The sequence below is a fragment of the Afifella marina DSM 2698 genome (genome assembly GCF_900102695.1).
Classification (GTDB): domain Bacteria; phylum Pseudomonadota; class Alphaproteobacteria; order Rhizobiales; family Afifellaceae; genus Afifella; species Afifella marina.
This window is the reverse complement of sequence record NZ_FMVW01000001.1, coordinates 408169-434415: the sequence shown is the minus strand read 5'-3', so window position 1 is coordinate 434415 and position 26247 is coordinate 408169. Positions and strand designations below refer to the sequence as shown.

At 64.1% G+C, this 26247-nt stretch carries 26 protein-coding genes; 14 read left to right on the top strand and 12 right to left on the bottom strand.

Annotation, left to right across the window (positions count from 1 at the left end):
- The first annotated feature begins 5 nt into the window (after positions 1 to 5).
- Positions 6 to 578 (top strand): F0F1 ATP synthase subunit B, encoded by a 573-nt coding sequence (locus BLP76_RS01990; RefSeq protein ID WP_092809212.1) that lies wholly within the window; start codon positions 6 to 8, stop codon positions 576 to 578.
- Between the two features lie 2 nt (positions 579 to 580).
- Positions 581 to 1066, top strand: a complete 486-nt coding sequence (locus BLP76_RS01985; RefSeq protein ID WP_092809211.1) for a F0F1 ATP synthase subunit B family protein — start codon at positions 581 to 583, stop codon at positions 1064 to 1066.
- A gap of 175 nt (positions 1067 to 1241) precedes the next feature.
- Here the strand turns inward: BLP76_RS01985 and BLP76_RS01980 are convergent, their stop codons facing one another.
- Both BLP76_RS01980 and BLP76_RS01975 read right to left on the bottom strand, forming a co-directional pair.
- Positions 1242 to 1823, bottom strand: coding sequence for a ribonuclease HII (locus BLP76_RS01980; protein ID WP_420867610.1), 582 nt, complete (start codon positions 1821 to 1823; stop codon positions 1242 to 1244).
- Between the two features lie 222 nt (positions 1824 to 2045).
- Positions 2046 to 3173 carry a PA0069 family radical SAM protein gene (locus BLP76_RS01975; RefSeq protein ID WP_244514370.1) on the bottom strand — a complete coding sequence of 376 codons (1128 nt, stop codon included), beginning with the start codon at positions 3171 to 3173 and terminating at the stop codon, positions 2046 to 2048.
- 284 nt (positions 3174 to 3457) lie between these two features.
- On the opposite strand from BLP76_RS01975, the gene BLP76_RS01970 reads away from it, so the two are divergent.
- Positions 3458 to 3949: a hypothetical protein gene (locus tag BLP76_RS01970; RefSeq protein WP_092809209.1), complete on the top strand. Its 492-nt coding sequence runs from the start codon at positions 3458 to 3460 to the stop codon at positions 3947 to 3949.
- 6 nt (positions 3950 to 3955) lie between these two features.
- On the opposite strand, the gene moaB is transcribed toward BLP76_RS01970, so the two are convergent.
- The 3 genes from moaB to BLP76_RS01955 form a co-directional block, all read right to left on the bottom strand.
- Positions 3956 to 4498, bottom strand: coding sequence for a molybdenum cofactor biosynthesis protein B (gene moaB, locus BLP76_RS01965; protein WP_092809208.1), 543 nt, complete (start codon positions 4496 to 4498; stop codon positions 3956 to 3958).
- 132 nt (positions 4499 to 4630) lie between these two features.
- Positions 4631 to 5995 (bottom strand): MFS transporter, encoded by a 1365-nt coding sequence (locus tag BLP76_RS01960; RefSeq protein ID WP_092809207.1) that lies wholly within the window; start codon positions 5993 to 5995, stop codon positions 4631 to 4633.
- 97 nt (positions 5996 to 6092) lie between these two features.
- On the bottom strand, positions 6093 to 7004 hold the full coding sequence (locus BLP76_RS01955; RefSeq protein ID WP_092809206.1) for a uracil-DNA glycosylase: 912 nt from the start codon (positions 7002 to 7004) through the stop codon (positions 6093 to 6095).
- 189 nt (positions 7005 to 7193) lie between these two features.
- Here BLP76_RS01955 and BLP76_RS01950 point away from each other — a divergent pair, with 189 nt between their 5' ends.
- Positions 7194 to 8858, top strand: a complete 1665-nt coding sequence (locus BLP76_RS01950; RefSeq protein WP_092809205.1) for an electron transfer flavoprotein-ubiquinone oxidoreductase — start codon at positions 7194 to 7196, stop codon at positions 8856 to 8858.
- An 80-nt stretch (positions 8859 to 8938) separates the two neighbouring features.
- On the opposite strand, the gene BLP76_RS01945 is transcribed toward BLP76_RS01950, so the two are convergent.
- The 5 genes from BLP76_RS01945 to BLP76_RS01925 all read right to left on the bottom strand — a co-directional run bounded on the left by BLP76_RS01945 (position 8939) and on the right by BLP76_RS01925 (position 11674).
- Positions 8939 to 9529, bottom strand: a complete 591-nt coding sequence (locus BLP76_RS01945; protein WP_092809204.1) for a Uma2 family endonuclease — start codon at positions 9527 to 9529, stop codon at positions 8939 to 8941.
- Positions 9530 to 9536: 7 nt separating this feature from the next.
- The gene (locus BLP76_RS01940; RefSeq protein WP_092809203.1) at positions 9537 to 9725 is read right to left on the bottom strand and encodes a hypothetical protein; all 189 of its coding nucleotides are present in this window, start codon (positions 9723 to 9725) and stop codon (positions 9537 to 9539) included.
- Between the two features lie 4 nt (positions 9726 to 9729).
- Positions 9730 to 10572, bottom strand: coding sequence for a S49 family peptidase (locus BLP76_RS01935; protein ID WP_092809202.1), 843 nt, complete (start codon positions 10570 to 10572; stop codon positions 9730 to 9732).
- Between the two features lie 91 nt (positions 10573 to 10663).
- Positions 10664 to 11434, bottom strand: coding sequence for a tRNA1(Val) (adenine(37)-N6)-methyltransferase (locus BLP76_RS01930; protein WP_092809201.1), 771 nt, complete (start codon positions 11432 to 11434; stop codon positions 10664 to 10666).
- 3 nt (positions 11435 to 11437) lie between these two features.
- Positions 11438 to 11674, bottom strand: a complete 237-nt coding sequence (locus BLP76_RS01925; RefSeq protein WP_092809200.1) for a putative signal transducing protein — start codon at positions 11672 to 11674, stop codon at positions 11438 to 11440.
- Between the two features lie 156 nt (positions 11675 to 11830).
- Between BLP76_RS01925 and BLP76_RS01920 the strand changes: the two genes are divergently transcribed.
- The 6 genes from BLP76_RS01920 to glyS all read left to right on the top strand — a co-directional run bounded on the left by BLP76_RS01920 (position 11831) and on the right by glyS (position 19477).
- Entirely contained in the window at positions 11831 to 12847 is a 1017-nt protein-coding gene (locus BLP76_RS01920) for a polyprenyl synthetase family protein (RefSeq protein ID WP_092809199.1), read from the top strand.
- Positions 12848 to 12971: 124 nt separating this feature from the next.
- Positions 12972 to 14792, top strand: coding sequence for a tetratricopeptide repeat protein (locus BLP76_RS01915; protein ID WP_170130354.1), 1821 nt, complete (start codon positions 12972 to 12974; stop codon positions 14790 to 14792).
- A 142-nt stretch (positions 14793 to 14934) separates the two neighbouring features.
- Positions 14935 to 15807 carry a 4-(cytidine 5'-diphospho)-2-C-methyl-D-erythritol kinase gene (locus BLP76_RS01910; protein ID WP_207145296.1) on the top strand — a complete coding sequence of 291 codons (873 nt, stop codon included), beginning with the start codon at positions 14935 to 14937 and terminating at the stop codon, positions 15805 to 15807.
- Positions 15808 to 15930: 123 nt separating this feature from the next.
- A complete protein-coding gene (locus BLP76_RS01905; protein ID WP_092809197.1) occupies positions 15931 to 16869 on the top strand; it encodes a glycine--tRNA ligase subunit alpha in 939 nt (312 codons plus the stop codon).
- Between the two features lies 1 nt (position 16870).
- Positions 16871 to 17350, top strand: a complete 480-nt coding sequence (locus tag BLP76_RS01900) for a hypothetical protein (protein ID WP_092809196.1) — start codon at positions 16871 to 16873, stop codon at positions 17348 to 17350.
- A 9-nt stretch (positions 17351 to 17359) separates the two neighbouring features.
- Positions 17360 to 19477 carry a glycine--tRNA ligase subunit beta gene (glyS, locus tag BLP76_RS01895; RefSeq protein WP_092809195.1) on the top strand — a complete coding sequence of 706 codons (2118 nt, stop codon included), beginning with the start codon at positions 17360 to 17362 and terminating at the stop codon, positions 19475 to 19477.
- Between the two features lie 156 nt (positions 19478 to 19633).
- Here glyS and BLP76_RS01890 read toward each other — a convergent pair whose 3' ends face one another.
- Entirely contained in the window at positions 19634 to 20194 is a 561-nt protein-coding gene (locus BLP76_RS01890; RefSeq protein WP_092809194.1) for a contact-dependent growth inhibition system immunity protein, read from the bottom strand.
- Complete coding sequence (locus BLP76_RS01885) at positions 20184 to 21794, bottom strand: endonuclease toxin domain-containing protein (RefSeq protein WP_092809193.1); 1611 nt, start codon at positions 21792 to 21794, stop codon at positions 20184 to 20186. The genes BLP76_RS01890 and BLP76_RS01885 overlap by 11 nt, the downstream gene beginning before the upstream one ends.
- Positions 21795 to 22089: 295 nt before the next feature.
- On the opposite strand from BLP76_RS01885, the gene nadA reads away from it, so the two are divergent.
- Genes nadA through nadC form a run of 4 tightly spaced genes read left to right on the top strand, consistent with a single transcriptional unit; the run spans position 22090 to position 26133 of the window.
- Entirely contained in the window at positions 22090 to 23178 is a 1089-nt protein-coding gene (nadA, locus tag BLP76_RS01880; RefSeq protein WP_092809192.1) for a quinolinate synthase NadA, read from the top strand.
- A gap of 22 nt (positions 23179 to 23200) precedes the next feature.
- Complete coding sequence (locus tag BLP76_RS01875) at positions 23201 to 23665, top strand: GNAT family N-acetyltransferase (protein WP_092809191.1); 465 nt, start codon at positions 23201 to 23203, stop codon at positions 23663 to 23665.
- 1 nt (position 23666) lies between these two features.
- A complete protein-coding gene (locus tag BLP76_RS01870) occupies positions 23667 to 25295 on the top strand; it encodes an L-aspartate oxidase (RefSeq protein WP_244514367.1) in 1629 nt (542 codons plus the stop codon).
- On the top strand, positions 25279 to 26133 hold the full coding sequence (gene nadC, locus BLP76_RS01865; protein WP_092809189.1) for a carboxylating nicotinate-nucleotide diphosphorylase: 855 nt from the start codon (positions 25279 to 25281) through the stop codon (positions 26131 to 26133). Before BLP76_RS01870 ends, nadC begins: the two co-directional genes overlap by 17 nt.
- The last annotated feature ends 114 nt before the right edge of the window (positions 26134 to 26247 follow it).

The following is a 26247-nucleotide window of genomic DNA, read 5'->3' as shown; positions in this document are numbered from 1 at the left end:
AGCACGTGGTAACAACGGCACTCGCTCAGACGGCCGCGGAAACGGCGGCGGAACACACCGAAATCGCGGATTCTGCGCATGGCGCGTTTCCGCCTTTCGATCCGTCGACGTATCTCTCGCAGCTCATCTGGCTCGCGGTCTTCTTTGGCCTGCTCTATTACCTGCTCAGCAAGATGGTGCTGCCACGCATTGCCACCATTCTTGAGGAGAGGCACGACCGCATCGCCGACGATCTCGCAGAGGCAGAGAAGCTGAAGCGGGAGAGCGACGAGGCGATCGCAGCGTACGAGCAGGCGCTTGCCGAAGCCCGGCAGCGCGCTCACGGCATTGCCCAGGACGCCCGAGACAAGGCGAAAGCCGAGGTTGAGGACGAACGGTCCAAGGCCGAGGCTGAGCTCGAAGAGAAGCTGCAGGCGGCCGAAGCACGCATCGGCGAGGTGCGCGACAAAGCTCTCGCCGAAGTCGACGCGATCGCCAAGGAGACGACCGAGGCGCTCGTTGAGACCCTGTCCGGAGAAGCTCCGGCAGATGCGGAGGTCGGGTCAGCCGTCTCCGCAGCCATGAACGAGCGGAGATAACGATGGACGCAACCAGCCTAGCTTCGCTGTGGGTCTTCATCGGCCTTCTCACCTTCCTCGGCATCATGATCTATCTCGGTGTGCCGAAGATGATGACGGCCGCGCTCGATAAGCGCTCGGAGAAAATCCAGCACGAGCTCGACGAGGCTCGGCGCCTGCGGGAAGAGGCGCAGGCGCTTCTGGCCGAGTATCAGCGCCGCCGCCAGGAGGCCGAGGAAGAGGCGGCCGGAATCGTGGCGCTTGCCGAAAACGAAGCGGCTGCCCATGCCGCCGAGGCCAAACAGCGGCTCGAGGAATATATCGAGCGGCGCACGCGCGGTGTGGAACAGCGCATCGCCCAGGCCGAGGCCCAGGCGGTCAGCGACGTGAAGGCACGGGCGGTCGATGTGGCCGTCGCAGCCTCCGCAAAGATCCTCGCTCAACAGAACGAGGGGGCGGTCGGTCAACGTCTGATCAACAGCTCCATCGAGGGCTTGAAGCGGCACTGAGTGGCTTCAACGTAGAAACGACAAAAGGCGGGCTTCGGCTCGCCTTTTTCTTTTTCGGCGGGCGGTTCTCTCGGCAGGCGGCTCGTTCGGCAGACAGTCGAGCGCGAGATCCGGGACACGGCGACCGACCGGTCGCCCACCGCGTCCGCCCTTCTTCGCGGCTTCCGCTCTTTGTCTATTTGCTGGCGAGGAGCGCGGCGATGGGCGCGAAGCTGGTGCGGTGAAGACGGCACGGGCCGAGCCGCGTCAGGGCGGCCCTGTGGGCCGGCGTCGCGTACCCCTTATGGGAACCCAGCTCGTAACCTGCGAACGCTCCATCGCAATGCGCCATCATCCGGTCGCGGGAGACCTTCGCCACGATCGACGCGGCGGCAATCGACAGCGAGGAGGCATCGCCGCCGATGAGGGCCTCGCATGGCAGATCGATGTTCGGCACCTTGTCGCGTCCGTCGACGAGAACCGCATCGGCCGGTTGCGGCAAACTTCTGAGCGCACGTGCCATAGCGAGAAGCGCCGCACTGCGGATGTTGATCCGATCGACGGTTGCCGTCGAGGAATAGGCGACGGCCACATCGGCGCAGCCGAGGATCTCCTCATAGAGTTCCTGGCGACGCAGGGCGGTGAGCGCCTTGGAATCGTCGATGCCTTCCGGGATGTTCTCCGGATCGAGAATGACGGCAGCGGCCACGACGGGTCCCGCGAGCGGGCCGCGGCCGACCTCATCGATGCCCGCGATACGACGATAGCCAGCAAGCATCAGCCGCGTCTCGGCCTGGAGATGCGGGCCGGCAGCCCCGGAGGCATTGGCTGATTTTGCAGCGCCCTGCTTGCGAGCTTTCGGTTTGCGAATCGTCTTTGTCGCCAACATGGATCGCCGATAGGCCGCGGCTTCTCACGATGCAAGCCGGGCACTCGCCCACGAAGGCGCGCTTTCCACCTTCGGACACAGGCTTCTTTGAGTCCTTGGCGCCTGAGACGCCTAGAAAAGCTTCAACTGACCGCCGACCGGCACCGGCGGCGAGAACAGATCCGTGCGCATGTCGTAGCGCCGCTCGTTCAACCTCAGGCGCTTGGCCGCCAGTTCAAAGCGGCGACCTATCTGCCAGGCGTAAGGCCCCCTGCCCCGCTGGCGCTCATGCCAGGCAGCATCATAATCCTTGCCGCCCCGCATCGAGCGCATCAGCGAAAGAACATGTTCGGCCCGATCCGGGAAATTCTCTTTGAGCCATTCCTTGAAGATCGGCGCCACTTCGAGCGGCAGCCGCAACAACACATAGCCGGCTGAGGTGGCGCCTGCCGCCGCGCCCGCTTCGAGAAGGCGCTCGATCTCATTGTCGTTGATGGCCGGCACGATCGGCGCCGTCATGATCGAGACAGGAATGCCCGCTTCGCTCAGGCCTGAAATCGCTTCAAGTCGCTTTGCCGGCGTGGAAGCCCGCGGCTCCATCAAGCGCGACAGCTTATGGTCAAGGCTCGTCACCGAGAGGCCGACTTTGACGAGGCCCTTCTCCGCCATCGGCGCCAGAATGTCGAGATCGCGCAGGACGAGCGCCGATTTGGTGACGATCCCGACCGGATGATTGGCGGCCGCCAAAACTTCCAGCACATCACGCATGATCCGGTACTGGCGCTCGACCGGCTGGTACGGATCGGTGTTCGTGCCGATCGCGATCGGCCGCACCTCGTAGCCCGGCGCGGCGAGTTCTTTCTCCAGAAGCTTTGCCGCATCCGGTTTGGCGAAAAGCCGCGTTTCGAAGTCGAGCCCCGGCGACAGCCCCATATAAGCGTGCGTCGGGCGGGCGAAACAATAGGCGCAGCCGTGCTCGCAGCCGCGATAAGGATTGATGGACCGGTCGAAGGAAATGTCGGGCGACGCATTGCGGGTGATGATCTTGCGCGGCCGCTCGATCGTCACTTCCGTGCGGAGACGGGGCAGCTCGTCGAGGCTCTCCCAGCCATCGTCGACGAGCTGCCGCGTCTGTTTCTCGTAACGGCCCGTCTCGTTGGAGACGGCCCCGCGGCCGCGCCGCACGAGCGGACGCAGCGCGGTAGAGACCTCTTCGGCCCACCCATCTTCGGAGGCGGAGTTTGCCTGGCCGAGCGCCACCCAGGCCGCATCCCGCTCTGCGCGAAACCGTGACGGCGCAGAGGATGCGGCATTCCGCTTTGCGGCTGCTGCGGAAGCGCCCCTTGGGGTGTGGGGTGTGGGCGGGGCGAAGGTGGGGCTCGGCTCAGGCATAGAGAGAATATAGCGAGAACACAGGAACATTACAAGAACAAAGGTGACTTTATTCCTAGGCGAAACGAGGAAGCCGGGGATTGGACCATCCGCCTTAACGAAACAGTTACCTTTCTGTTGGGTTAAGAGCTGGATTTCGCTAGCAAACCAGCATGATCACCGTGCTCCTTTCCGCGCCCGAAGATGCCCAGCATCTGGCGCGCAGCCTCACCGCCCTCGTCCCGGCGGCGGTCGAGGGTCTGGTGCGCGACGCCTATGTCGTCGGCTCGCCCAACGAAGAGATCGAAGCGGTGGCGGATGCTGCCGGTGCGGAACTCATCGGCCGCGAAGCCCTCACGGAGACGATCGCTTCGTCCCGCGGCGAGTGGCTTCTCCTGATGGAAGGAGGCGCCCGCCCGCTCGACGGCTGGATGACGGCGGTTCGCGAATGGATGGAAGAGCCGGGCAGCGGTGCCGCAAGCTTCACCCTCGCCGGCAAGAGCAAAAAACTCTTCGGGTTCCTGGAGCGGGAAGAACCGCTTCGCCGGGGCGTGCTCCTGCGCAAGGCCGATATGGCGGCGGCCGGCGCGACCGACGACCTCAGATCTCTTGCCCGCGGCCAGTCCACCAAACGCCTTTCCGCGCGAATGGCGCCGCCGGCCTGAGAGGCGTCAGCCGCGTCGCAGATGCTCGTCGAGGCGGGGCATGATCTCGACGAAATTGCACGGCTTGTGGCGATAATCGAGCTGGCTCTTCAAGACGCCGTCCCAGGCATCGCGGCACGCCCCGGGCGAGCCCGGCAGACCGAAGATATAGGTCGCATTCGCCACGCCTGCCGTCGCACGCGATTGGATCGTTGAGACGCCGATCTTGTCATAGGAGATGCGGTGGAAGACGGCTGAAAAGCCGTCCATTCGCTTTTCGAACAAAGGCTCAAGCGCCTCCGGCGTGACGTCGCGACCGGTCAAGCCCGTGCCGCCCGTGGTGATGATCACATCGACCGCGGGATCGGCGATCCAGTCCCGAACGATCTTGCGGATGTCCTCAACGTCGTCGCGGACGATGTCGCGCCCGGCGAGAACATGGCCGGCCTCCCGAATGCGGTCCACAAGCGTGTCGCCCGAGCGGTCATCGGCAAAAGTGCGTGTGTCCGACACGGTCAGGACAGCAATTTTGACGGGAATGAAGGCCCGCTCGTCACCGCTGTGCGTCATCCCATCCTCAAGGTTTGAACCGTCATCGACGGCGTTCAAAGAGGGCGCAAGGCTCCGCCCGTCAAGTGTCGCTCTGAGCCTTCAAGTCGGACCGGCGCTGGCCTCACGCGGCGCGTGCGAAAAACGATCTCGTTACGAGGTCGTCTCCGTCTCCTTCGTCTTGTCCCCGCTCGCCTCGCCGGCCGTGTCGTCAGTCGGGGCGGTGGCCTCGTCCTGCGGAGCGTCCGCTTCGGAAGCCTCTTCAGATTCGGGCGCCGGCGGCAGCTCTTCGGGATCTGGCTGCAAGACCGCCGTCTGCGGCGTCAGCATGCGCGGGCTCGGCACGGCGGAGAAGGTCTCGCGCTCGTGTTGCGGCGGCGGGGCACGGCGCGTCGTGCGGTAGACGGAAAAGATCGCCATGGCGAAATGGGCGACGGCCGTGGTGACGAAGAGCCCTTCCGGCCCGAAGGTTTCCATCGTGCCGGAGGCGACGAGCGGGCCGGCCATCGTGCCGATGCCGTAAAGAAGCAGAAGGCCCGAAGACACCTGCACGAAGGACAGGTCGCTCGCAAAGTCGTTCGCATGGGCGACGGCGAGAGAATAGAGCGCATAGGAGGTGCCGCCATAAAGCGCGAAAGCGAGGCTGAGCACGATCGGATTGTGTGGCGCGAAGACGGCTATCCCCATGCCGATGATCGAGGCAAGAAGTGCGGCCCCGCCGATCATGAAACGTCTGTCGATGCGGTCGGAGAGCCTGCCTGCCGGCATCTGGATGAGCGCGCCGGCAATGATGGCGATGCTCATCAAAGTGGCGATATGGGCTGTCCCGAGCCCTATCTGGAAGCCGAACAACGGCCCGAGCGTCCCAAACGCACCATTTGCGACCCCGACGAGGAGCGTGGCCACAAAACCGACCGGAGAATTCTGGAAAAGCCGCTTCAAATCGAGCGTGACGCCGGCCAGCGGTTGGGGAACGGCCGCGCGCGACAGCGACAAAGGCAAAAGCGCCAGGCAGAAGAAAATCGCCCCGACCATAAAGGACGTGTCGCGGGCGGGATCACCGATCGCCACCAGCATCTGCCCGACGACGATCGCCACATAGGTGATCGTCATGTAGATGCCGAAAATCATACCGCGATTTTCGTTGGTCGCCCGTTCGTTCAGCCAGCTTTCGATGATCATGAAGCAGGCCGCGAGCACGAAGCCGGAGAAGATGCGCAGAAGGATCCACGACAGCGGCGTCACGATCATCGCATTCAAGAGAACGATGACCGCAGCGGCCGCTGCGGAGGCGGCAAATGCGCGAATATGGCCGACCTGATGGACGATACGTGGCGCCATGAAGCAGCTGGCGACGAAGCCGACCGCCCAGCCCGTACCCACGAGGCCCAGCGAGAACGTCGAAAAATGCTCCAAGCCGCCGCGGATCGGCAGCAGGATGGAGTGCAAACCGTTCGCAGTCAGCAAGAATGCCACGCTCAAAAGGAGCGCAGCGATAGGAAGAAGTTGCCTGGCCATGATGGACGCCGAATTGCCGCGAGCCGCCGGTAACCCTGTGCGTCGGCGACGGTCAAGCCCTCACGCGTTCACGCTTTGCGACAGCTCCGTCTGCTGATCAGTCTTGCGGCTCTTCGAGAGCAGCTTTCAGGGTCAACAAATCGCGCCAGACGAGCTTCTTCTGAAGCGGATTGCGCAAGAGATAAGCCGGGTGAAACGTCGCCATCGCACGGACTTGGCGGGCCCCCGTATCGAAATCGATCCAACGACCGCGCAGCCGCGTGATGCCCATCGTCGTGTCGAGCATTTCCTTGGCGGCGGCATTGCCGAGCAGGATCAAAAAATCGGGATTAGCCAGACGGATCTGCTGCTGAATGAAGGGCCGGCAGATCGCCCGCTCCATCGGCGAGGGATCGCGGTTGCCGGGCGGGCGCCAGGGGATCGTGTTGGCGATATAGACGCCGGTGCGATCGAGCCCGATCGCAGCCAGCATACGATCAAGGAGCCGTCCTGAACGCCCGACGAAGGGCACACCCTGCAGATCCTCGTCACGGCCAGGCGCTTCGCCGACCAGCATGACCCGACCTTCGGGGTTACCATCGGCGAATACGAGCTGCGTCGCCGTGCGCTTCAGATTGCACCCGTCGAAGCCCGCCAGAATTTCGCGCAGCTCATCGAGAGATGCCGCGCCGCGGGCAGCTTCGCGTGCGGCCATCACCGCCTCTTCCGATGGAAGGGCCGCGGGCGCGACCGGCGGTGCCGCTGGCGGTTGCGGGCGCGCTTCGCTCCGGCGCGGCCGGTCGTCGGGCGCACGTGGCGCGTCTTCGCGGTATTGCGCCCCGGCGGGTTTGCCCTGTTGCTGCGAGGGCGCCTGGCGGGCCACCATCTCGCGTGCGGCCATCCTTTCGCGCGTTTCCTCGAAACGATCGACGCCCGCCTCATCCACGGCGCAATCGACGCCGTTCTCAACATAGAAGCGCAAAAGCTCCTTGAGGGGGGCGAGGGAGGTATCTGGCGAAAGCGGGCTCACCGGACCTTTCTGCCATCATGCGCGCCCGCGCGGAAGAGGAGGCTTGCCCGGAACGCGTCAACCCGCCACGCTCAAAGTCCGCAGAAGGCCCGCTTGCGGCATGGACAGACGAGACGAAGCGGGTTTGCATTGAATTTGAGCGGGACGACGTTTTATCCCTTGGGCCCCCACTCTCATCTGGAGAAAAGAATGGAAGCCGCCGAGACGCCCGAACGTGAGAGCATGGAATACGACGTTGTCATCGTCGGAGCTGGACCGGCAGGACTTGCAGCGGCCATCCGCCTGAAGGAACTCGACGAGAAAATCTCCGTCGTGGTCTTGGAAAAAGGCTCCGAAGTCGGTGCCCATATTCTTTCGGGCGCCGTCATCGACCCGATCGGCCTCGACAAACTCATCCCCGACTGGCGCGACGATCCGGACCGTCCGCTGACGACGCATGTCACAGAGGACCGCTTTCTCTATCTGACGGAAAAGGGCGCCACGAAGCTGCCGAATATTTTGATGCCGAAGCTCATGAGCAACCATGGCAGCTATATCGGCTCGCTCGGACGCCTCACCCAATGGCTCGCTGCGCGCGCCGAAGGGCTCGGCGTGGAGATTTATCCAGGATTCGCCGCCGCCGAAATTCTGACCGACGACAAGGGCGCCGTCATCGGCGTGGCGACCGGCGACATGGGCATCGGGCGCGACGGCAAGCCCGGCCCCGCCTATCAGCCCGGCATGGCGCTTCTCGGCCGCTACACGCTGATCGGCGAAGGCGCCCGCGGCTCCCTTGCCAAGGAGCTCATTGCCCGCTTCGCGCTCGACGAGGGGCGCGAGCCGGCGAAATTCGGCATCGGACTCAAGGAGCTCTGGGAAGTCGAACCGGACAAGCATAAGCCGGGCCTCATCCAGCATTCCTTCGGCTGGCCGCTCGACAACAAAACGGGCGGCGGCTCGTTTCTCTACCATTTCGGGGAAAACCAGGTGGCGATCGGCTTCGTCGTGCACCTGAATTACGAGAACCCGCATCTGGAGCCGTTTCAGGAGTTCCAGCGCTTCAAGACGCATCCGGCGATCAAGAGCCTCCTGGAGGGCGGACAGCGCATCAGCTACGGCGCGCGCGCCATCACCGAGGGCGGCATCCAATCCGTGCCGAAGCTCGCCTTCCCGGGCGGCGCGCTCATCGGCTGCTCGGCGGGCTTCGTCAACGTGCCCCGCATCAAGGGCACGCACAACGCCATGCTGTCGGGCATGCTGGCCGCGGAACATGTGGCCGGAGCGCTGGGCGAAGGCCGCAGCCACGACACGCTGGCGAGCTTCGAGGCAAGCTGGCGCGATTCTGAAATCGGTCACGACCTCAAAAAGGTGCGCAATGTGAAGCCGCTCTGGTCGCGGTTCGGCACGCGTCTCGGCGTGATGCTCGGCGGCCTCGATATGTGGACGAACTCACTCTTCGGCTTCTCCTTCTTCGGCACGATGGGCCACGAGAAGCCCGATTATGCGTGCCTGAAGCCCGCCGCCGATTGCCCGAAGATCGACTATCCGAAGCCCGACGGCGTCATCACCTTCGACAAACCTTCTTCGGTGTTTTTGTCGAACACCAATCACGAAGAGGACCAGCCGGTGCATCTGCGGCTGTCCGATCCGATGATGCAGAAGGAGAGCGAATGGGCGGTCTTCGCCGGCCCTTCGGCCCGCTACTGCCCGGCCGGCGTCTACGAATGGGTGCAGGAAGACGGGGCCGAACCGCGCTTCGTCATCAATGCGCAGAACTGCGTCCACTGCAAAACCTGCGACATCAAAGATCCGAACCGCAACATCACCTGGGTCCCGCCGCAGGGCGGTGAGGGGCCGATTTACGTCGGCATGTAAGGGGGCATTCTGCGGATAGCGACGATCATGCCTGCAGGCTCAGCCTGCGGGCATTGTGAGGTCGCCTTCCCTCGAGGGCTTCAGGCGGCGAGGCTCGTGCCGCGATAGATCTCGGAAAGCTTCACATCGAAGCCGAAGGCCGGCAGGCGGAGCTTGTCGTCCAGCGATGTGAGCTCCGTCATCTGCCAATCCGTCTCGCGTGCCCAAAGGCGCACCCTCACCTCGTCCTGCGCGATGGTCAGGCAATAGAGATTGTCGGGATGGCGCTGGTAGAGCTCGATCTTGCGGGAAATCATCTCCGTCGGATTTGAAGGAGAGAGGATCTCAGCCGCCAGAAAAAAACGATCGGCATAACGCTCGAACGAAGCGTCCGCTTCCACGACGAGCAAATCGGGCTGAGGGTTGAAATCGCTAATGCCCGGCACGCGCACACCCATCTCCCAAAGCGTTTCCAGGTCGGAGCGCGCCTCCAAGAGGCACGGCTCAAGAAGGAAAATGAGGTTCTTCGCGATTTTCTGGTGCGGACGCGTAGGCGAAACCATCATCATGGCGAGACCATCCACGAGCTGCCAGCGTTCTTCGTCCGGCCGGCTCATGTAGAATTCCAGAAACTGATCGGCCGTCCAAAGGCCCGAGCCGATCTGTCCCGCCGCCTTTGCCGGAGCGTTCATTGCGCCCTCACCGCTCCTCGCGTGGGCGATAGTGGCCGGTTTCCGGGTCGCGCACGAGAAGCTCGCCACGGTCGTCGGCCCGCACCTTCTCGGCGGCGCGCACCTCACGATCGACACGCGCCATCTCCCGCTTCAGAACCTTGAACGCATAATAGCCGCCGGCGGCGATCAATCCGAGAGCGATGAACTGGGGCATCGTTCTAACCTCCGAAACGCTGCCTGAGACTACGCTCTTCGAGCGTATCGAGGAAGCCCTCGCCCGCCGCAGCGGCCAGACCTGCGCCGACGCGCCCGGGGCGCATGCCGAAGAAGCTCTTCTCCGCTCCGATGAGTTTCAGGCGGACCTTGTCGCCGTATTTCTCACGCAGCACGTGGCGCATATCGCCGAGACGGTCTGCCAACCCCAGCGAGACGGCCGTCTTGCCGGACCAGAAGAGCCCCGAAAAGATCTCGGGATCGTCGGCGAGCACGCTGCCGCGACGCTTCTTGACGAGATCGATGAAGAGCTCGTGCACCTCTTCCTGAATGACTTTGAGGCGGCGGATGTCTTCCGGCTTTTCCGGCTGGAACGGATCGAGGATCACCTTCGATTCCCCGGACGTATAGACGCGGCGTTCGATGCCGAGCTTGTGGATCGCATCGACGAAGCCGAAACCTGCCGAGACCACACCGATCGAACCGACGATGGAGGCCGGGTCGACGATGATTTCGTCGCCGGCGCAGGCGATCATGTAGCCGCCGGAGGCGCACACATCCTCCACGAAGATGAACACCCGCTTTTGCTTTTCCTCGGCGAGGGCGCGGATGCGCTTGTAGATCATGTGCGATTGAACCGGCGAGCCGCCTGGCGAATCGATGATGATCGCGACAGCCTCGGCCTTCTTGTTGTCGAAGGCCTTCTTCAACGGCCCCGCCACCGAGGCGAGCGTCAGTCCCGGCCGGAAGCGGCTGACACGGCCGATCGTGCCCGACATTCTGATGACCGGGACCACGGGCTCAGCCTTGAACACACCCGGCAGGAGACTGTGCAACCAATTCGCCATCTGTCTTCCAAACTCTCAAATTCATCAAAGATCGTCTCGGCAAGATGGTCATGCCGCGAAAATTTGCCAGATGCGGTGACGCTTCGGCGCTTCAAAGAAGACCGAAATCCGTCTCCCCGCGCAGGATCGCTCCCGCCGTCTCCGTCCACGCCCCACCGGTTTCATGGAGGACGATGCCAGCGCAAAACACCAGCGGTGCTTTCCCCTCAAGACGCGCCGAAACCAGGACACGCCCCGCCGCCTCGCCCGCATGGGCATGAAACGGCAGGATTTTCATACTGCCGAAGCGGTGAGCGGCGAGCTCCTTCAAGATGGCCGCCAACCTGTCCGCCCGGTGGACGATGGCGATACCGCCCTTCCGAACGAGCAGAGATGAAGCCGCGGCAATCCAGCGCGGCAGAGGATCCTCATCTGCCTGATGCGCCACCCGGCGGCGCTGATCGGGCGAGGCGCTCACTTCGCCTGCGGCATAAAACGGCGGGTTCATGAGGACGAGATCGACGCGAGCGGGGCGAAGTCGCTCACCCAGATGCGGCTTCGTCACATCGCCCGCCACAAACCTCACGCGCTCGGCGAAGGCGCGATTCGGCGCAAGCTGACGCGCCTCCTCGGCCTGTTGAACAGCAATCTCATCGATGTCGACGCCGACGACCTCGAGGCCCGAGGCGCGGGCGGCCACTGAGAAAGACACGGCGCCGGTGCCACAGCCGAACTCGACACAGAGGCCTTTTCGCTGCGGCGAAACCGCCGCCTGCAACAAGGCTGCGTCCAATCCCGGCCGGTGGCCGCTCGCCGGTTTGACGAGCGCGATCCGCGCTCCCAGGAAACCGTGCGTCTCGGCCGTCCTCTCGTCTACACCCATCGTTCAATCGCTGCCGAGGCCCAGAGAAAACTCCTTGTCGAGCCCGGCATCGCGCAGGATCGCCGCCGCTTCGCCGCGACGCGAACCTTCCACCAGAACGCGTCGCGGCAATATGCCGAGCGAGCCTTCCATGATGCTCATATTGGCGTCGACGACGGAGTAACGTATGTCGGCATCACGCAAAAGCGCCTCCACAAAAGAGATCAGCGCGAGGTCGTTGGTGCGGATAAGCTCTTCCATCCAGTCACGCTCCGGTCATATAGGGGCGGTCATCAGGGGGCATGTGTAAAAGGGGGCAGTTGCCTGGATTCCGTCAGCCTTGTAGGGCGCGTGCAATCTGTCCCTTTGCGCGGCGGCTTATCCGTTCTACCCTTTGAAACAGCAAGGAGTTGTCAATTGGGCGTTATCCTCTCGCTCGGAGAGCGGAAAGCAGGCACGGCTTCGCTTGAACCGCTTGTGGAATGCACGCAAGACGGCATGGAAGCGGTCAATCGCCTGATCCTAGAGCGGACCGGATCGCAAGTCACGCTGATACCGGAGGTGGCGCGTTATCTGGTCGATTCGGGCGGCAAGCGGATGCGGCCGATGCTGACCGTCGCCTGCGCGCGGGCGCTCGGCTATGAGGGCGAGGGCCATGTCCGCCTCGCCGCCGCCGTCGAATTCATGCACACGGCGACGCTTTTCCACGACGACGTCGTCGACGAAAGCAACACCCGCCGCGGCAAGCGCACGGCGCGCCTTCTGTGGGGCAACAAAGAAACCGTTCTCGTCGGCGACTTTCTGCTCGGCCAGGCCTTCAAGATGATGGTCGATGTCGGCTCGCTCGACGCGTTGCGCGTGCTCTCGGAAGCTTCTGCCACGATCGCCGAAGGCGAAGTGATGCAGCTTGGCACGGCCAAGAACACCGAAACGACGGAAGACGAGTATCTTGAGGTGATCCGCGGCAAGACGGCGGCCCTCTTCCAGGCTGCGGCCGAAGTCGGCCCGATCGTCGCCGGCGCCGACCGCGCCACGCGCGCCGCCTTCCGTTCGTTCGGTGCCAATCTCGGCATCGCCTTCCAGCTCATCGACGACGCACTCGATTACGGCGGCGCCACACCGGCGCTCGGCAAAAATGTCGGCGACGATTTCCGCGAGGGCAAACTCACTCTCCCGGTCGTGCTCGCCTATCGCCGTGGCTCGCCGGAGGACCGTGAGTTCTGGCGCCGCACGCTCGTGGAAGGCCAGACCGACGACGAAGCTCTTGCAGGCGCCATGTCGCGTCTCGCCGAGACCTCGGCTCTCGCCGACACGGTCGATCGTGCAAAGCATTACGGTGCCATGGCACGCGACGCTCTCGCCCCGGCTCCGGAAAGCCCGGAAAAAGCGGCTCTCCTGGAAGCGGTTGAATTTTGCGTGGCGCGCGTTCATTGAGTCTCGGACTGGGAATTCTGCGAGTGCGGGGGCAAGGCAGGGTACCGGCAAGCCTGCCGGTGCCTATTTAATGGGGCCGGCGATAGCCAATTGTTTGACCGTGGACCCCAACTGGAGATCCCGCATGACATCTTTCCGGACCGTGCCAGCTTTGCGGCCTTTCGTTGCGGCCTGTCTGCTGGCTGCGGCCTTCGCGGCCCCGGCCATGGCAGCGGCCAAGAGCGACGACGATACGGTCGAGCTCACGAGCCTTGCCGGGATATTTCTCGCCGCCCGGGTCGCCGACGAAACCAAGGACGTCACGCATGGCGCGGAGTTCTACCAGCAGGCCTATGAAGCGGATCCGAGCAATGCGGCCTGGCTGGAGCGCGCCGTCGTTCTGACCACCGCTCAGGGGGATCTGAAGACGGCGCTGCCCATGGCGAAAATCCTCGTCAAGAAGGCCCCCGACAGTCAGATCGCGAGCTTCATCGTCACCGCGGATCTGCTCCGGCAGAAAAAGTTCGCCGCCTCGATCAAGACGCTCCAGGGCAACGATCAGGGCGCCCTCGCCGCACTGACGGCGACATTGTTGAAAGCCTGGGCCCTGACGGGCCAAGGCAAGACGGATGAGGCGATCGCCCTCGTCGACAGCCTGGAAGGCGAAAGCTGGTACGAGCCGTTCAAGCTCATCCATGCCGGCCTGATGGCCGACGTCGCCGGCAACACTGAAGATTCCCTTGCCCGTTTCGCGAAAGCCTACGAGCAGGACGGCAATTCCGTGCGCGTGGTGGAAGCCTATGCACGCGAACTGGCGCGCGCCGGCGACAAGGACAAAGCCAAAGAGATCTTACAAGAATATCTCGACCGTGCGCCGCGCAACCCGCTCGCCATCGACACAATGGCCGATATCGAATCCGGCAAGCCCGTCACGCAGGCGGTGAACACGCCGGTCGAGGGCGCGGCTGAAGCCTTGTCCGGCCTTGGGACCGCGCTCGGCCAGGAGGGCGGCTTTGAACTTGCGGCCGTCTATCTGCGTCTCGCCCTTTATATCGATCCCGACAGCGGCGGCGGTCTCGCAGCCCTGTCTCTCGGCGATATCCTGGACAGCAATGGTCTCGGCGACCAAGCGATCCAGGTGCTGGAGCAGATCCCGACGCAATCGCCTTTCCGTCCGGTCGGCATTCTGCGAGCCGCCGTCGTTCTCGCGCAGCAGGATCGGATCGACGAGGCGAAGAAGGCGTTCGAGGAGGCGATCCGGAAAAATCCGGACGATCTCGCCGCCTACATTGCCTACGGCAACATGCAGCGCGCGAAAGAAAAGTACGAGGAAGCCGCCGACATCTACAGCCGCGCGATCGAGCAGCTGGACAAGCCGGTGCGAGGCAACTGGACCCTGTTTTATTTCCGGGGTGTCGCCTACGAGCGGGCGAAACAATGGCCAAAGGCGGAAGCGGACTTCAAAAAAGCCCTCGAACTGTTTCCGGACCAGCCGCTCGTTCTCAATTATCTCGGCTATTCCTGGGTCGACCAGGGCGTGCATCTCGACGAAGCGCTCGACATGATCCAGAAGGCCGTCGATCTCAGGCCCAATGACGGTTTCATCGTCGATAGTCTCGGCTGGGCCTATTACCGGCTCGGGCGCTACGAAGACGCCGTCGAAGAATTGGAACGCGCCGTTTCCCTGGAGACTGCGGATCCCGTGCTCAACGACCATCTGGGCGACGCCTACTGGAAGGTCGGCCGCAAGCTCGAAGCGCAGTTTCAGTGGCGCCATGCGCGCGACCTCGGCGCCAAACTTCCCGAGCTTGAGGTGATCAACCGCAAGATCGCGGCCGAGCGCCTTGTCGACAGCGCACCGCGCATCACGCCGTCGCCCGAGGCGGAACAGGATTCCAGCCGGACGAAAGCGGCCAAGCCGATCTCCTTCAGCAAGCCCGCCGATCAAACTTCGGGCGCACGCTGAGGAGCTTTGTCGTGCGCAAGGGCATTCGTTGCGAGGATCGCGGGAACGGCGTTTTGCCGATTTGCCCGATGAAGGATCGCGCTCTTCTGCCTCACGACCGGCGCTGGAGCGGTTACCGGCCCGCTGCTACATCTGAGGCGCTTTGAACGATAATCACCTCTCCGCCCTCGTGCGCACGGCACCTGCCAAGATCAATCTCGCTCTCCATGTGACCGGACGGCGGGACGACGGCTATCACCTCCTCGATACGCTCGCCGTCTTTGCCGATCTTGGCGACGCGTTGAGCTTCGCCCCGGCCGAGGACTTCTCGCTTGAGGTGAGCGGCCGGTTTGCGGAGATCGTCCCGGATGGGGCGGACAATCTCATTCTGCGTGCCGCCGAAGCGCTGAAGCGCGCCTCAGGCGCGACGGCGGGGGCGCAGATTGCCGTCAAAAAAGAAATCCCGGCGGGCGCCGGGCTGGGCGGCGGCTCCTCCGATGCCTCGACCACGCTTCTGGCTCTCGCCGAGCTTTGGGGTGTCGGCATGCCGATGGACGAGCTCGTGGCGCTCGGGGCAACGCTCGGCGCCGATGTGCCGATGGGGCTTTTCGGCGGGGCTCTGCGTGCGCGTGGAATCGGCGAGGAGATCACGCTCCTGCCTTCGCTGCCGGCTCTGCCGCTGGTGCTCGTCTGGCCCGCGCGAGTGGTTTCCACCGGCAAGGTGTTTCAGACGCTCGGTCAGTCGCCCGGACGCGCCCTCCCCGAGCTGCCGGACAACATGGGCGATGCGCGTGCGGTCGCTGATTTCCTGAAGACCACGACAAACGACCTCGAAGCTCCGGCCGTCGCGCTTGAGCCGGCGATCGGCGACGTCCTTCAGGCTTTGTCGAAGACGCCTTGCCTCTTTGCCCGCATGTCGGGCTCCGGTTCGGCCTGTTTTGCGATCTACGAGACGCTCGATGCGGCCGGCACCGCCGCGGAGACGCTTGCCCGCGCGCATCCGCAATGGTGGGTGCGCGCAACCCTCGCTCGCTGAACGCCACACGCGGCACCTCCATCGCCGAAAGGATGCGCTCAAGCCCACCCAGGCGTTTGGTTAGCTTGACCCCTCGCCCTCCGCGTGGCAGGCAACGGCCACTGTTTCCAAGAGCTACCGGTGATGAACGAAGCCGTTCCCGCGCATATGAGCCCGACGCGCTCCTTTCAGGGCCTGATCCTGACGTTGCAGCGTTACTGGGCCGACAAGGGCTGTGTCATTCTGCAGCCATACGACATGGAGGTGGGGGCTGGCACCTTCCACCCGGCCACGACCCTGCGATCGCTCGGCCCGCGGCCGTGGAAGGCTGCCTATGTGCAGCCCTCGCGTCGCCCGACCGATGGACGCTACGGCAAAAACCCGAACCGGCTGCAGCATTATTACCAGTACCAGGTGATCCTGAAGCCGTCGCCGCCCGATCTGCAGGCGCTTTACCTCGGCTCGCTCGAGGCGATCGGCATCGACGCCTCCGTGCACGACATCCGTTTCGTGGAAGACGATTGGGAAAGCCCGACGCTCGGCGCCTGGGGGCTCGGCTGGGAGTGCTGGTGCGACGGCATGGAAGTCTCGCAGTTCACCTATTTTCAGCAGGTGTGCGGCGTCGATTGCGCCCCCGTCTCCGGTGAGCTCACCTACGGGCTTGAGCGTCTCGCCATGTATGTGCAGGGCGTCGACAACGTCTACGACCTCAATTTCAACGGCCGCGAAGGCGCGGAGCGCGTTTCCTATGGCGACGTCTTCCTGCAAGCCGAACAAGAATATTCGCGGCACAATTTCGAGCATGCCGACACCGGCAAGCTTCTGCGCCATTTCCAGGATGCCGAGGGCGAATGCGAAGCGCTGCTTGCGGCCGGGCGAGACGAGGCAGCACGCAATGGCGGTCCGCATCGGATGGTGCTTCCTGCCTATGACCAGTGCATCAAGGCAAGCCACGTCTTCAATCTTCTCGACGCCCGCGGCGTGATCTCGCCGACGGAGCGGCAGAACTACATCTTGAGGGTCCGATCTCTCGCCATCGCCTGTGGCGAGGCCTGGCTGATGACCGAGGCCGGAGGCGCCTGAGATGGCTGAAACCGAGACCGAAGCGCGCGAGGCGGAAGCGAACGTTCCGACGCGGGTGCCGATGATTTTCTCCTGCGACAGCTGGACGGCGACCTTCCGCTTCAACCGTTCGGGCCGCATGGAGAGCGAGGCAGCCTATGCGCTGGGCGAGATCGCCTACCGCATCGGCGATGACCCCCTCGTGAAGCGCTCGGCGCGTCTCGCCATCGTCAAGCGCGACGCGAACCAGCGCCTGGAGCTACGGCTGCGCGACAAGATGAGCCGTCTCGTCGTGCCGCTCGACGATTTCGCCATGCAGCGCATGCTGGAGCGGATGAAGGAATATGTCAGCGGCTACAACATGATCATGCGTGTCGTCTTTCAGGCGACCGACACGGATCTGCCGCAATATCTGGAAGCCGTCGACTTCAGTTTCTCCTCGCGGCCGCACGACGCCGCTGAGCCCGCACCGGCGACCCCGGCGGCGGGCGATGACCATTGATCCGATCCCATGCCCGACCTTCTCATCGAACTCTTTTCTGAAGAAATTCCCGCGCGCATGCAGGCGCGCGCCGCCGAGGATCTGAAACGCCTCGTGACCGACGGTCTCGTCGAGGCCGGCCTCACCTATGAGGGCGCCAAGGGTTTCGCCACGCCGCGGCGCCTGGCGCTCACCGTCCACGGTGTGACGGCGCGCTCCGCCGATGTGAAGGAAGAGCGCAAAGGTCCGCGCGTCGGCGCACCGGAAAAGGCGCTTGAAGGTTTCCTGCGCTCTGCCGGTCTCGCCTCGATCGACGATGCGAAGATCGAAAGCGATCCCAAGAAGGGCGATTTCTACGTCGCCGTCATCGAAAAGCCCGGCCGTGCCGCCGAAGAGATCGTCGCAGAGCTCCTGCCGCAGGTGATCCGCAACTTCCCCTGGCCTAAATCGATGCGCTGGGGAGCGGCCTCCGCCCCGAAAGATTCCCGCTTTGCGGACGCCGACGCGCTCGGCACCGGCTCGCTGCGCTGGGTGAGGCCCTTGCGCTCGATCCTGTGCATGTTCGGCCCGGAGACGGAAGATCCCGAAATCGTCTCCTTCAGGGTCGGCGATATCGAATCCGGCAACGTCACCTACGGCCACCGCTTCATGGCGCCGGATGCGATCCGCGTGCGCCGCTTCGACGATTACGTGCCGAAGCTTGAAGCCGCCAAAGTCGTCCTCGATCCCGAACGGCGCCGCAACATCATTGCGACGGAAGCCAAGAACCTCGCCTTCGCGCAGGGCTTCGAGGTGGTGGAGGATGCCGGGCTCATCGACGAGACGGCAGGTCTTGTGGAATGGCCCGTCGTTTTGATGGGGCGCTTCGACGAGGCCTTTCTGGAGATCCCCGAAGAGGTCATCCGCCTCACCATCCGCCAGAACCAGAAATGCTTCGTCCTGCGCGGAGCGGACGGCGCGCTCACCAACCGCTTCCTGCTCGTGTCCAACATCGAGGCGCGCGACGGCGGCAAGGAGATCATCGCCGGCAATGAGCGCGTCATCGCGGCCCGTCTGTCCGATGCCCGCTTCTTCTACGAGCAGGATCTCGCCACGCCGCTCGGCGAATGGGGAGCGAAACTCGAGGCCGTCACCTTCCACGACAAGCTCGGCACGCAGGCGGAGCGTGTCGCCCGGATTGCGACGCTCGCCGGCGCGCTCGCCCCGGTGGTCGACGCCAAGCCCGAGGAAGCCGAACGCGCCGCAAAGCTCGCCAAGGCGGATCTGCCGACCGGCATGGTCGGCGAATTCCCGGAGCTTCAGGGCGTCATGGGCCGCTATTACGCCAAGGCGCAGGGCGAGGCTGCCAATGTCGCCGATGCGATCCGCGACCATTACAAACCGCAAGGGCCCGGCGATGCCGTTCCCTCAGAGCCGGTCGCCATGGCTGTGGCGCTCGCCGACAAGCTCGACACGCTGACCGGCTTCTGGGCGATCGACGAAAAGCCGACCGGCTCGAAGGACCCGTTTGCGCTTCGTCGTGCCGCCCTCGGCGTCATCCGCATCGTGCTTGAAAACGGGCTGAGGCTACCGCTTCTGCCGCTCTTTTCCAAGCGCCTGGACGAAACGACAGCCGCCGACCTTCTCTCTTTCTTCGCCGACCGCCTCAAAGTGCATCTGCGCGACCAGGGCGCCCGCCATGATCTGATCGATGCCGTCTTCGCGCTGCCCGGGCAGGACGATCTCCTCATGGTCGTGCGCCGGGTAGAGGCGCTTGCCGGGCTTCTTGCCTCCGACGACGGCCAGAACCTCCTCACCTCCTATCGCCGCGCTGCCAACATTCTGCGCGCGGAGGAGAAGAAGGACGGCAAGAGCTACACGGGCGAGCCCGACCACGCCCTCATTCACGAGAAGGGCGAGGCGGCCGAGCGTGAGCTTCTCGCCGTCATCGAGAATGTCGAGGCGCATGTCGAAAAGCATCTGAAGCTTGAGGATTTCTCAGGCGCGATGGCGTCCCTCGCCGAGCTCCGCCCGGCCGTCGATGCCTTCTTCGATCATGTGACGGTCAATGCCGAAGATACGAACCTGCGCGAAAACCGGCTGAAACTCCTCAACCGCATCCGCGAAGCGATGCACGGCGTCGCCGATTTTTCCAAGATCGGCGGCTGAGGACGCAAGGCAGGACGAAGGAAACGGCGGCGGCCGCAGCGCCGCCGCGAACCGCTCGGTACATCACCAGAAGCACCTTCGCCCGCCGCAGGAAAGCTTCAACACCGCAAAGCTTCAACACCGCTCCGAGCAGCCGTGCATACCACGCCCGGCCCCTCACGCATTGCGGCTCACCTCCAGCGCCGCATTGACCGCCGCGCCGAGCACCTCGTCTGAGACACTTTCGGGGAGGATGGTCGGCTTGATGCCGGGGATGCCTTCCCAATGGCCGTGTCCACGATGTCGTTCAGCTTCGATCGTGATCTCGCCGTCTCGCAGCTGCAAGCTAACCGACCCGGCGCCCGCATAAAGGGCACGAAGGCTCCGGACTCCGGCGCGTTTTTTGTCGCGCTCTTCTTCTTCTCTGAGCTCATCGTCTGTGGGGATGCGGATTACACTGTCCCAGTCGGGGTGCTCTGGCGCAACGAAACGACTTGCACGCAGGGCAGACCGCGCTTCGTAACCAAGATCGCTATCGGGCATTCGTGCCGTATGAATCTGGTCGTAGCCGGCCGGGTCAGGGTAGGCTGCGCCATAGACCGCATGGGAGTAGATTCTCGTGAAAGCCCGATATGCTTCAACAGTTGCTTGCTTACGAGGCTTCGGTGGCGGAGGCTCAGGCTCCCTATCGCGGGAAAAGCGGGCTCGAAGCTGCAAAACGGCTCGTTCATGGCTCATTGATAAAGGTCACCCTGAGTTGCACGCCATGTTGCTCAGCATATCTCACAGCGCGCCTGATCTTAACAATTTGCTGTCTTGACGTATCCATCGGCACAGCCAGCTCGATCCTTTTTACTTCGATTTCCGAAGATTTCACACTTAGTCCCTTCTTTCGGTCGCCATCGAATGATGCCAGATGATCGGTATAACGCTGCAGTGTGCGGTATATCTTCTCAGGATCTTCGACGTAGCCAGCTGCCCGCGTATAGAGCGTTTTTGCGCTTGTCGCTGTCCGCTTCACTGGATCGTAAAAATCGATCGTCTTGAAGTTTTGCGGCAAACGCTGGCCGAACTGGCCGGTCGCTTCCAGCGCGTCCTCCCAGGGAATTCCCTGCTCCTTGATGCCGCGGCCCCAGACGATGCCCGGATTGTCGACGACGTTGTGACCGACATGGCCAAGGAGGCGGCGAAGGCGAGCGGCTTCCCGTGTGATTGCCTCAGCCAACACCTTCGCATCGCCAGCCAGATTGCGCAGGCCCACGAGCTTGCCGGCACGCAGCGCGAGGAACGGCGGCGGCACGTTGAGTAGGACCAGCGTGTCGACATAGGCGCGCTCGCGATAGGCCGCCTCGACCTCCTCGCGAGTGGCAAGCCCCTGGCGGTAGGCGTCTTCGAGAAGCCCCGGGCGTTTCTGCAGGGCAAGCAGATAGGCGCCGAGCGCCTTTGCGAGCTCCGGTGCGTCACGAAAGAAGGTCTCTGCCCTGGCACGGGCGGCGTCGCGCACGCCTTCGAGCTCGGCACGCTCAGCATCGGAAAGCTCGCCCCGTGCCTCACGGCGTAGCAGAAAGACCAGCCGGCGCGCCGTCGGCACCTCTTCGACGGCTTCGCCGACCGAGCGAACGCTGTCGAGGACGGCATCGCGGACGGCTTCGACGACTCCGGCGACCGCAGCGGCGGCAAGGCTGAGGCGGTAGCGCAGGCCGGTGTCGGGCGGAGCGGCCTCATCGGCAATCGGCTCGATGACCGGTTCGGCCCAGCAGCGGCAATTGTAGGCCTCGCCCGGATGCCCCTCCTCCGGCGGCTCCTCCCAGAAGAAGACCTTGTCGTCGTTCTCGGCATGTGCGGGCCGGACGCGGGCATCGTCGCGCGAGCGCCAGACATAGCGATCGATGCCCAGGCCATGCTGCTGCACCTCGTTGAGGCGGCCGGCAAAGCGGCGAAACAACGTGTCTTCGACGCGCGCAAGAACGGCCTGACGCCGCTCTGGCTCGCTGCCCAGCCGGCGCTCGGCGGCCTTCTGACGGCGATCCCATTCGGCGAGCGTCTCGTCCCTGAGCCAGCTGACATCCGGCAGGTCGATGCGGCCTTGCGTGCGACGGGCGCCGGGCCGCGTCTCGGCGTAGACACGCGCGAAGGCGGCCTGCAGCATGGCGGCGTTGCGGTGGACCTCAGCATTGAGGCGCGCCGCAAAGCGCTGCCGTGCGGCAGCCGGTTCGGCAAAGCTCTTAGTGAAATTCTCCCGACGGACGGCGTGCGCAGTCTTGAGCGCCTGGAGCTGCAGACGGACTGCATAGTGGTTCGCCTTGAATTCAGGCAGCGCCCGCTCAACCTGAAGCATAATCCCTCACCGCACTTCATCGACGGCGCGAAGTGTGCGGGAGGTTTGAGAGGCGGGGATAAGAATGCCGGCCTTGGAAATGGCCGCGTCGCAATGGGCGCGAAACGGCGGTTTCTCGCAGCTTTCGGGCGGTGGCGGCCGCCGAGCCGCGCACTCTGTGCATGACGACGTTGCGTCAACCGCCTTGCACGGCGTTGATTTCGCCCCTATCTGAGTCGCATCCGGCACTGCCGGTTTTTGTTTGGCCCATCTTATGCTCAAACTGAGCATAAACATATAAACGGGAGGGGCGAGTATGGTTCAGGGTTCCAGCGCAGCGGCCGCAATCGGCACGGGCGGGAATGTTTCGCTCGACACGGCGGCGGATCGCTACGGCGTGAAGCCTTACCCCGATCTCGCCTACACGCCGGAGATCGCGGAAGCGACGGCGCCGATTTACGAAAAGGTTCGCCATGTCATCCCGGCGATCGAATGGCCGGTGCATGCGCCTTACGTCTACCACATCAACCGCCTGAAGGCGGAGCGTGGCGCCATCATCCTCGCCCACAATTACCAGACGCCGGAGATCTATCACGGCGTTGCGGACATCGTCGGCGATTCCCTGCAGCTCGCGCAGGAGGCGGCGAAATCCCAGGCGGAGATCATCGTCCAGTGCGGCGTGCACTTCATGGCGGAAACCTCAAAAATCCTCTGCCCGGAAAAGACGGTGCTCATTCCCGACAGCCATGCCGGCTGCTCGCTCGCCGCCTCCATCACCGGTGAAGATGTGCGGCTTCTGCGCGAGGCGCATCCGGGCGTGCCGGTCGTCGCCTACGTCAACACGACCGCCGACGTGAAGGCGGAGGTCGACATCTGCTGCACCTCCTCGAATGCGCTGGAAGTGGTGGAAAGCCTCGGCGCCAAAGAGGTGATCATGCTGCCCGACCAGTATCTCGCCGCCTGGGTCGCCTCACAGACGGATGTGAAGATCATCACCTGGAACGGGGCCTGCGAGGTGCATGAGCGCTTCACGGGCGACGAGCTGCGCGCCTATCGCGAGGCCGATCCGTCGATCCGCATCATCGCGCATCCGGAATGCCCGCCCGACGTTCTGGCGGAGGCCGATTTCACCGGCTCGACGGCCAAGATGATCGGCTGGGTGCAGAAGGAAAATCCCGGCAAGGTGTTGATGGTGACCGAATGCTCGATGGCCGACAATGTCGCGAGCGAGGCGCCGGACGTGGAATTCGTGCGCCCGTGCAATCTCTGCCCGCATATGAAGCGCATCCAGCTGCCGAAGATCCTCGATACCCTCGTCTATATGAGCGAGGAAGTCGTCCTCGACCCGATGATGGCGGCAAAAGCGCGCCGATCGGTTGAACGCATGGTCAATCTGAAGAGCTGAGTTCTGCCGTGAGGGCTTCGGCATGCGCATCAGAAGGGCAAAGCCGGGCGATGCAGAGGCGATGAGCGACGTCTTGATTGCATCCATCACCGGGCTCTGCGAAGCCGATCACGGCGGCATTCCCGCCAATATCAAACGATGGACGGCCAACAAGGCGCCCGGCATCGTCGAGGGATGGATCAACGATCCCGCCTCGACCCTGCTTGTGGCGGAAGAGGATGGCGAGATCGTCTGCGTCGGCGGTTTCAGAGGCGCCGAGATCCTTCTCAACTACGTGAAACCCGCGGCGCGCTTTTCGGGCGCGAGCAAAGCGATGCTTGCCCATATGGAGGCGGAAATGCGCAAACAAGGGATCGTCGAGGCGCGGCTGACGAGTACGGCGACGGCGCACCGTTTCTATCTCTCGGCCGGCTGGACGGATGAGGGCGAACAGGAAAAGGCGATCGACTTCGCCAAGGCGCGGCCGATGTCGAAGCGGCTGTCCTGAGGTGAGCCTGACCCCGCACCCCTTCCCGCCGCAATCCTGGGCCGGCATCGACGACGTCGTCATCGTCGGCGGCGGCCTTGCCGGCCTCTTCTGCGCCCTGAAACTCGCGCCGCGGCCCGTCACCATCATCACGGCCGCGCCGATCGGCGAAGGCTCTTCCTCCGGCTGGGCGCAGGGCGGCATTGCCGCCGCCATGGACCCGGGCGATACGGTCGAAAACCATGTCGCAGACACGATCGCAGCCGGCGCTGGCCTGGTCGAAGGCGCCATCGCCCGCGGCATGGCCGAAGAGGCCGCCGCCCGCATCCACGACCTTCTGTCTTATGGCGTGCCCTTCGACCGCGACCTTGAAGGCAAACTCACACTCTCCCGCGAGGCGGCGCATTCGCATCGCCGTGTGGTCAGGGTCGGCGGCGACAGCGCCGGCGCCGCCATCATGCAGGCGCTCATCAGAGCGGTGCGCGAAACGTCGTCGATCCGCGTCCTGGAAGGTTTCGTCGCCGAAAGCCTGAAAGTCGAAGGCTCCTACGTCACCGGGCTCATCGCCCGCGACCGACGCGGCGGGCTTTCGGCGCGCATGTTGTTGCCGACGCGTGCCATTGTGCTCGCCTCCGGCGGGATCGGGCATCTTTACTCCGTCACCACCAACCCCCAGGAGGCGCGCGGCGAAGGCCTCGGCATGGCCGCCAGAGCGGGCGCGCTCGTGGCGGATGCGGAATTCGTGCAGTTTCACCCGACCGCCGTCGATGTCGGTCGCGATCCGGCCCCGCTCGCCACGGAAGCGCTTCGAGGCGAAGGTGCGGCCATCGTCGACCGCAACGGTTATCGCTTCATGTTCGATATCCACGAGGCGGGCGAGCTTGCGCCGCGCGATATCGTGGCCCGCGGCGTGCACCAGGCGCGCCATTCCGGCCGCGGCGCCTTCCTCGATTGCCGCGAGGCCGTGGGCGCGGAATTCCCCGAACGCTTCCTGACCGTCTTTGCCGCCTGCATGGAGGCCGGGATCGATCCACGCGTGACGCCGATCCCGATCGCGCCGGCCGCGCACTACCATATGGGCGGCATCCATGTGGATGGGCTCGGCCGCAGCTCGCTCGACGGTTTGTGGGCCTGCGGCGAGGTTTCCTCAACCGGCGCGCATGGCGCCAACCGGCTCGCCTCCAACTCGCTCTTGGAAGCCGTCGTCTTTGCCGCCCGCATCGCCGAAGACGTGCAAGGGCTTTTGCCCAATCATCGCATGGTCCGCTGGTCGGATGAATCGACGGCCGATACGGCCGCCGGTCTTCCGAACGAAGACGCCCTGCTTGAACGGTTGCGCCGGCTCATGGACGCCGCGGTCGGCGTGGTGCGCAACCGCGCCGGGCTTGAAGCCGCCCTCGCCGAAATGGACGCGATCCGGGCAACGGCCCGGCATCCGAGCCTTCTCAATTCCTTGACCGCCGCCAAGCTCATCGCTGTGGCCGCCCTTCGCCGCGAGGAGAGCCGCGGCGCGCATTTCCGCTCCGACTTCCCGCATCCGCAACCCGAAGAGGCGCACCGGCGCTTTCTTACGCTCGCCAAGGCCGATGCGATCGCCAAAGGCGCCGTCGCCGCTTTCCAGGAGAATTCCCGCCATGCCGACCTCCCCTGAGCTGCCGGACCTGATCGTCGAGAAAGCCGTGCGTGCGGCGCTTGAAGAAGATCTCGGGCGCGCGGGCGACATCACGTCGCAGGCAACGATCCCAGCCGGGCGCCGGGCGACAGCCACGATCGGAGCACGCAGCACCGGTACGCTCGCCGGCCTCGCGCTTGCCCGCAAGGCCGTCCTTCTGATGGACCCGGACGCAGAGTTTCAGCCGCGCGCGACCGATGGCGACCGGCTCGAAGCCGGTGCCGTCATCGCAGAGATCTCGGCCGATGCCCGCGCGCTCCTCTCTTCCGAGCGCACGGCGCTCAATTTCCTCTGCCATCTTTCCGGCGTTGCGACCGCGACCGCCGAATTTGCGGCTGCCATCGCTCATACGAAGGCACGCATCACCTGCACCCGCAAAACCCATCCGGGCTTGCGGTCTTTCCAGAAATACGCGGTGCGCTGCGGCGGCGGCTCAAACCACCGCTATGGTCTCGACGATGCGATCCTCATCAAGGACAACCACATCGCCGTTGCCGGCGGCGTCAGAGAAGCCATACGGAGCGCTCAGGAATTCGCCGGACATCTGGTCAGGATCGAAGTCGAGGTCGACACTCTCCAACAACTCCAAGAAGCTCTGGAAGAAGGGCCCGACGTCATCCTCCTCGACAATATGGGCCCGCCGACGCTTCTCAAAGCAGTGGCGATGACGAATGGCCGCGCCACCTTGGAAGCCTCCGGCGGCATCACGCTCGCCACAGTCGCGGCAATCGCGGAAACCGGGGTCGACTATATCTCCACGGGTTTCGTCACGCATTCGGCTCCAATACTCGATCTCGGCCTCGATATTGCGCTCTAAAGCACTTGAAAGCCTGACGAAATCGTCTTTTGGCGGTCTACTTCCCTAAGGGAATGAAGCGCTCTTTGCGCAACAGATGCCCTGAAGCCTGCGTTGTGCGGACCGGCTGAACGT

Excerpts from the sequence above, each read along its gene's own strand:
- BLP76_RS01985 (WP_092809211.1), top strand. The coding sequence starts at position 581 with ATGGACGCAACCAGCCTAGCTTCGCTGTGGGTCTTCATCGGCCTTCTC.
- BLP76_RS01980 (WP_420867610.1), bottom strand. The coding sequence starts at position 1,823 with ATGCTTGCTGGCTATCGTCGTATCGCGGGCATCGATGAGGTCGGCCGC.
- BLP76_RS01970 (WP_092809209.1), top strand. The coding sequence starts at position 3,458 with ATGATCACCGTGCTCCTTTCCGCGCCCGAAGATGCCCAGCATCTGGCG.
- moaB (WP_092809208.1), bottom strand. The coding sequence starts at position 4,498 with ATGACGCACAGCGGTGACGAGCGGGCCTTCATTCCCGTCAAAATTGCT.
- BLP76_RS01960 (WP_092809207.1), bottom strand. The coding sequence starts at position 5,995 with ATGGCCAGGCAACTTCTTCCTATCGCTGCGCTCCTTTTGAGCGTGGCA.
- BLP76_RS01950 (WP_092809205.1), top strand. The coding sequence starts at position 7,194 with ATGGAAGCCGCCGAGACGCCCGAACGTGAGAGCATGGAATACGACGTT.
- BLP76_RS01945 (WP_092809204.1), bottom strand. The coding sequence starts at position 9,529 with ATGAACGCTCCGGCAAAGGCGGCGGGACAGATCGGCTCGGGCCTTTGG.
- BLP76_RS01940 (WP_092809203.1), bottom strand. The coding sequence starts at position 9,725 with ATGCCCCAGTTCATCGCTCTCGGATTGATCGCCGCCGGCGGCTATTAT.
- BLP76_RS01935 (WP_092809202.1), bottom strand. The coding sequence starts at position 10,572 with ATGGCGAATTGGTTGCACAGTCTCCTGCCGGGTGTGTTCAAGGCTGAG.
- BLP76_RS01930 (WP_092809201.1), bottom strand. The coding sequence starts at position 11,434 with ATGGGTGTAGACGAGAGGACGGCCGAGACGCACGGTTTCCTGGGAGCG.
- BLP76_RS01925 (WP_092809200.1), bottom strand. The coding sequence starts at position 11,674 with ATGGAAGAGCTTATCCGCACCAACGACCTCGCGCTGATCTCTTTTGTG.
- BLP76_RS01915 (WP_170130354.1), top strand. The coding sequence starts at position 12,972 with ATGACATCTTTCCGGACCGTGCCAGCTTTGCGGCCTTTCGTTGCGGCC.
- BLP76_RS01905 (WP_092809197.1), top strand. The coding sequence starts at position 15,931 with ATGAACGAAGCCGTTCCCGCGCATATGAGCCCGACGCGCTCCTTTCAG.
- BLP76_RS01900 (WP_092809196.1), top strand. The coding sequence starts at position 16,871 with ATGGCTGAAACCGAGACCGAAGCGCGCGAGGCGGAAGCGAACGTTCCG.
- glyS (WP_092809195.1), top strand. The coding sequence starts at position 17,360 with ATGCCCGACCTTCTCATCGAACTCTTTTCTGAAGAAATTCCCGCGCGC.
- BLP76_RS01890 (WP_092809194.1), bottom strand. The coding sequence starts at position 20,194 with ATGAGCCATGAACGAGCCGTTTTGCAGCTTCGAGCCCGCTTTTCCCGC.
- BLP76_RS01885 (WP_092809193.1), bottom strand. The coding sequence starts at position 21,794 with ATGCTTCAGGTTGAGCGGGCGCTGCCTGAATTCAAGGCGAACCACTAT.
- nadA (WP_092809192.1), top strand. The coding sequence starts at position 22,090 with ATGGTTCAGGGTTCCAGCGCAGCGGCCGCAATCGGCACGGGCGGGAAT.
- BLP76_RS01875 (WP_092809191.1), top strand. The coding sequence starts at position 23,201 with ATGCGCATCAGAAGGGCAAAGCCGGGCGATGCAGAGGCGATGAGCGAC.
- nadC (WP_092809189.1), top strand. The coding sequence starts at position 25,279 with ATGCCGACCTCCCCTGAGCTGCCGGACCTGATCGTCGAGAAAGCCGTG.